Source organism: Roseiarcus sp. (assembly GCF_052145395.1).
Taxonomy (GTDB): Bacteria; Pseudomonadota; Alphaproteobacteria; order Rhizobiales; family Beijerinckiaceae; genus Roseiarcus.
This window is the reverse complement of sequence record NZ_JBKQOT010000648.1, coordinates 1-4,647: the sequence shown is the minus strand read 5'-3', so window position 1 is coordinate 4,647 and position 4,647 is coordinate 1. Positions and strand designations below refer to the sequence as shown.

Annotated in this window: 6 protein-coding genes; 2 read left to right on the top strand and 4 right to left on the bottom strand. The window is 63.8% G+C overall.

Annotation, left to right across the window (positions count from 1 at the left end; genetic code table 11):
- The 3 genes from ACLP25_RS22355 to ACLP25_RS22345 all read right to left on the bottom strand — a co-directional run.
- Positions 1 to 318: hypothetical protein (locus ACLP25_RS22355; RefSeq protein WP_442471340.1), on the bottom strand; the 318-nt coding region annotated here is incomplete at its 3' end.
- A 66-nt stretch (positions 319 to 384) separates the two neighbouring features.
- Positions 385 to 912, bottom strand: coding sequence for a hypothetical protein (locus tag ACLP25_RS22350; RefSeq protein ID WP_442471339.1), 528 nt, complete (start codon positions 910 to 912; stop codon positions 385 to 387).
- A 955-nt stretch (positions 913 to 1,867) separates the two neighbouring features.
- Complete coding sequence (locus ACLP25_RS22345) at positions 1,868 to 2,272, bottom strand: hypothetical protein (protein ID WP_442471338.1); 405 nt, start codon at positions 2,270 to 2,272, stop codon at positions 1,868 to 1,870.
- Positions 2,273 to 2,495: 223 nt separating this feature from the next.
- Between ACLP25_RS22345 and ACLP25_RS22340 the strand changes: the two genes are divergently transcribed.
- Complete coding sequence (locus tag ACLP25_RS22340; RefSeq protein WP_442471341.1) at positions 2,496 to 2,891, top strand: bifunctional DNA primase/polymerase; 396 nt, start codon at positions 2,496 to 2,498, stop codon at positions 2,889 to 2,891.
- A 152-nt stretch (positions 2,892 to 3,043) separates the two neighbouring features.
- Entirely contained in the window at positions 3,044 to 4,039 is a 996-nt protein-coding gene (ampH, locus tag ACLP25_RS22335) for a D-alanyl-D-alanine-carboxypeptidase/endopeptidase AmpH (RefSeq protein WP_442471337.1), read from the top strand.
- 105 nt (positions 4,040 to 4,144) lie between these two features.
- Here the strand turns inward: ampH and ACLP25_RS22330 are convergent.
- Positions 4,145 to 4,647: tyrosine-type recombinase/integrase (locus tag ACLP25_RS22330; RefSeq protein WP_442471336.1), on the bottom strand; the 503-nt coding region annotated here is incomplete at its 5' end.

Genomic DNA, 4,647 nt, shown 5'->3' with positions numbered 1-4,647 from the left:
AAATACCCTGCCGCTCGGCAGCACGAAGGACCGGCCATACCAGCCCGGTCGCGTCGCCACACGGAAAGTGGGCCTCAGAGTCCGGAGCGATTCGTGGACACTTCGGCGAAAATGGCTGCGACTCGACGGCGTCACCAGGCCGGCCTCCAACGAGGCGATCATCCGCTCTGGCGCGGCCTCAAACTCCTCCATCGACAGGATGCGGCGACGTCGCCGACCACCCACGACGATCTGCAGCTCGAGGAAGTGGTGCTCTTGCGGACAACGACCCATCGCCACGATCTCGATGTTGTCCGAGGGGCTTGAATCATCTCTCATGCTCATCTCTTAATTGGTCGCGGTCGCGCTCGGCGTTTACTCGTCGACGTGGCGACGTGGTCCCGACTAGCTGGATGGTCGGCGCTCGGTCTCGAGGGGTGGTTTGTCTTCGCGATTCGCATGATTCGGATGCGGGGCGCGTAGACGTGTCGCGACTTTCGTTGAGGGGGTGGGCAACACTGAACGGTTTGATTTCATAGCGAATCTCGCGTCGGGCAGGGTGGCCCTTTTTGGCGCGTCGCCACGTCGCCACGTCGCCACCTGGGCCTCGGCGACAATGTCGGCGAACGACGGTTCTGCGACGATGCGTGAACCGCGTCGGCGAAAGCCGAGCATCAAGGCGAAATCGCCGAAACGTCGATGGTAGAACCAGCGCGCCAGCTCGGCGACGTGGCGCGGCTTCAGAGGGTAGGGCCGCCCCTTGCCGCTGGCGCTCGCCTTGCCTGGGCGATGGTACGTGACGAATTTTTGTACATACGTCACCTGACTCACTGGGTCGCGAACGCGTTGGCATTTGACGGGCCGTTCGAAGCCATCCCCTTTCGCCATCACCCTGAGCCGGGCGATCGCCTGCTCGATCTCGCCGAAGATCAAGAGGTGGACGTGGACGACCCACCGGTCGTTCGGGGCGTCGTACGCCGCCTCAGTCCCGCCGATCGCCGACTTGATGCCGCAGCGGATTAGGCGCTTTCTCAACCGCCCGTGCTCGGCGCGGACGTCGACTTTGTGCAGCTGCGCGCCTCCGACGGCGACGAGCAGAAGTGTGACGATGTGCGCCTCAACCGGCTCAACAGCGAAAGACAAGCATTGGCCGGCGAACCAGAGCCGATAGCGGCGAGCGCATCGCGAACACAACAGCTCCTCGCACGGTGCGCCGTCGTCGCAGCGGAACATCCGCCCCATGAGTGGAAGAAAGTTGCCGGCGCTCTTGAGCGACCGCAGATTCCGCATTCGGTTCCACTCCGCGTCCGTGCGCGTCTCGATGAAGCGGCGAACCCGCTCGAAAAGTAAGCGGTCGACGCCGCCACTTCTGGTGAAGTAGGCCGGCGCTCGGCGGGGGATTGTCGATGCCATCTTCGGGGGCTTGCTCTTTTTAGGAACCGCGCCAATTCCAATTACGAATCGCATGGTCAGACGTCTGAACCGGGTCTGAGCCCCGAGCTGCCGATCGGCGCGCCTATTATCGGAAAGCAGCGAGGCGTCGACGCGAGGGCCTTTCGCCCACTGGGAGCCGGGCGGGGCGCGCCGCGTTATTGTCGGCGCGCTCGTATAGTGACAATATCTGTTAGTGAATCCAGAGGAGGTTCGCCGTTCCCCATTCGTATAAGACGCTTTTATTGTAGCGGATCTTCTTGCCGATCCGGACATAACTCGGCCAAAGATCGAGATCCCTCAGATCATCAAGCACCCATTTCTCGATGCCAAGATATTCTGACGCCTCAGTCTTCGTATAATAGCCGTGACGACGCTTCATCATACTACTCCAGAGCTTGGTGTGCACGTGCGCTAGTGTGCGAGATAGGTTGTAACGCGTGATTTTGTCTCTCCTTCAGCTCGTTTCATCGCGGGAGCGAGTTCGCCCGCGCGGCGCGTTCGCGCGGGAATCAAGGACGGCGGCGATGGAATCGAAACGACGAGCCAGGCCGCGCAGCTCCTGGACAAGCTCGACGGTCTGCATGTCTTCCGCCTGAGGCCTGTAGTACTTCGTCGCCGGGTGCCGGTTGACCTCGTGCCGCCGCAAGACCGCGCGCATGAGCTTTTTCCCCCGAATTCGAAAGGTCGAGCCGTAGAGCAGCGCGGCGCCGGTCACGGCCGGCCAGTCGGCCTTCGCCTTCTCAATCGAGATCTCAATTTCTTGCTCGGCGGGCTCAACCGATCGGGCGTCGACAAGCATCAGGAGCGGCTCCGCTTCGCGCCCCAGCAGCCCGACTTCACGCCGCAGCTCGTTCACCATCTGACACAGGCCCCCAAAATTTCGTTTGGCCTCGTCCGAGGCAAACCAGCCCCTCCGGAAGAATTCTTCACGGTCCTCAGCCAGGCGAGGCGGGGAACGCCGTAGCGGCTTCGCGGGAATTTGCACTTTCGGCATCGGTCAAATCGCTGAACTCATTCCGAGCGGGTCGCACGGTGATACGCTCAAGATAAGGGAACCGGAAATCATTTGCAAGCGACTCGCGGTGCGGATCGCACAAGTCGGATTCTCGAATTACGGGATCGCGACAGGCGCACGGTCGAGGATTTTCGTGCTCGACGTTGACGGCCCCGAGGGCTTGGCAAACCTTCAAGAGCTTGTCGGCAGAAGAGGATTTGCGCTTCGAGCCTATGGCCGTTGCGAGTGTTTGAACGTCGCGGATCGACGTCGAGCGGAATTTTGGGAGATATCGGGCTGGTCGCCGTGCCGATCGCAAAATCGGTCGACGCGATCAGTGAGAGCGGCCTGGGACGAGTCAAGAACCGATCGTGCCGTTGCAGCGATCTTGGACGCTCTGAGCAGTTCCGTTTATGGGCCGAGGAAGGTTCCCAAGTCGGGCCCTTCGTCCTGCTTCTTCAGTGAAACATCCAAATTCCGATAGGACTCCCATGCGACGACGCGACCTCCTCGCCCTCCTCGCCGGCGCGGCTCTGCCGTGGCCGCTCGCCGCGCGCGCGGCCCAGACCGAACTCGACGAGGCGGTCGACTTCAGCGGGCAGATCCTGTTCGTCGCGAGCAAGGTTCCCTGCCCTCGTGATCGGCGTCGTCCAGAACGGCAGGACGTCGATCCACGGCTTTGGCCGCCGCGCAGACGGTTCGGACGCCGAGCCGGACGGCGACACGCTGTTCCGGATCGGCTCGATCACCAAGGCCTTCACCGGCCAGGTTCTGGCGAGCCTCGCCGGCGACGGCGTCGTCGCCCTCGCCGACCCGCTGACCAAATACGTCCCCGACTTCATCGCGCCGCTGTCGGAGGGCGGCCGGCCGATCCGGCTCATCGATCTCGCCACCCATTCGGCCGGGCTTCCGCGGGAGGTTTCCCATGAGCCGGGTCCGCCGGACAATCCCTTCGTCCACACCACCCGCGAGGCGTTCGTCGCCTGGCTCAAGGCCAATCCACTGCTGTTCACACCGGGGACGGCGGTCTCCTATTCCAATTTCGGCTTCGACCTGCTCGCGGCCGCTCTCTCGGCCGCGGCGAAAAGGCCCTATCCCGACCTCATCGCCGAGCGCGTCCTCACGCCGCTCTCTCTCACCGACACGACCTTCGCGCCGTCCGGCAGTCAGACGGCGCGCCTCATGCGCGGACACAATTTCGACGGCTCCGCCATGCCCTATGCGCCGACGGGTGAAGTCATTGTCGGCTCCGGCGGGCTTTATTCCAGCCCACGCGATCTGTTGCGCTGGCTGCAATGGCATCTCGACCGGATGTCAAACGAGGGCGCGGTCGAGCGCCTCATCGACCACGCCGCCTATCTCTGGCGCGACGGGTTGAACACCGTCTACGGCATGGACGAGTCGGGCCACATGGACGCGATGGGTCTCGGTTGGGTGATCATGGCTCCCGAGGGCGATCGCCCGCTCATCCTGCAGAAGGCCGGCGGCCTCCAGGGAATCTTTTCCTACGCCGCCTTCGCCCCTGCGCGAAACATCGGGGTGATGGTCGCGATCAACGCGTTCGAGATCAATGCGGGACTCGCGATGGCGAAGGCCGCGAACGACCTCATCGCCGAGCTGGCGCCGAGGTAGGGGCTTCGCCCTTATGGTCGGTCGTGGCTGATCCGAGCGACGGCCTATATCGTTGAGACGAAGGGCTTGGAGGACAGGCTTCACCGGGCAAGCCGCCAAGCGGCGTCAAACCAGGTCGACGATCCGCCGTTGCGCGTCGGCGTGCGCGTCGATGTAGCGCTGGGTGGTCGAGAGCGACGCATGTCCGGCCAGGAGCTGCACGTCTCTCAGCGACCCGCCGACGGTCCCGATCTTCCTGGCGGCGTTGGTGATGAACCCGCGCCGGCCGCTGTGGCTCGAGCAGCCGTTGAAGCCGAGCGTCCGGTACCAGACGGCGAACAGGTTGACGATCGCCGCGGCGCTGGTCCGCCTGGCTCTTTCGGTCGTGACCACGAAGAGCGACGCCCGGCCGCCGACCTGAGCCTTCTGGATCTGCACCAGCGCCGCCTTCAATTCCTTGTTCAACGGGATCGTCCGGCCGGACGAGCCCTTGCTCGCTTGATCGACGAGGCGGATCGCGTCGCCGATCTCGCCCTCGGCGTCGGTCAGCATGGCCCAGGTCAGGGACGCGATTTCCTTGGCCCGCAGCCCCGCCCGCGCCGAGAGGAGGAAGATCGCCCGGTTTCGCT

What these genes read in the sequence shown, in the direction of transcription:
- ACLP25_RS22345 (WP_442471338.1), bottom strand. Translation starts at nt 2,272, where the DNA reads ATGGTGAACGAGCTGCGGCGTGAAGTCGGGCTGCTGGGGCGCGAAGCG.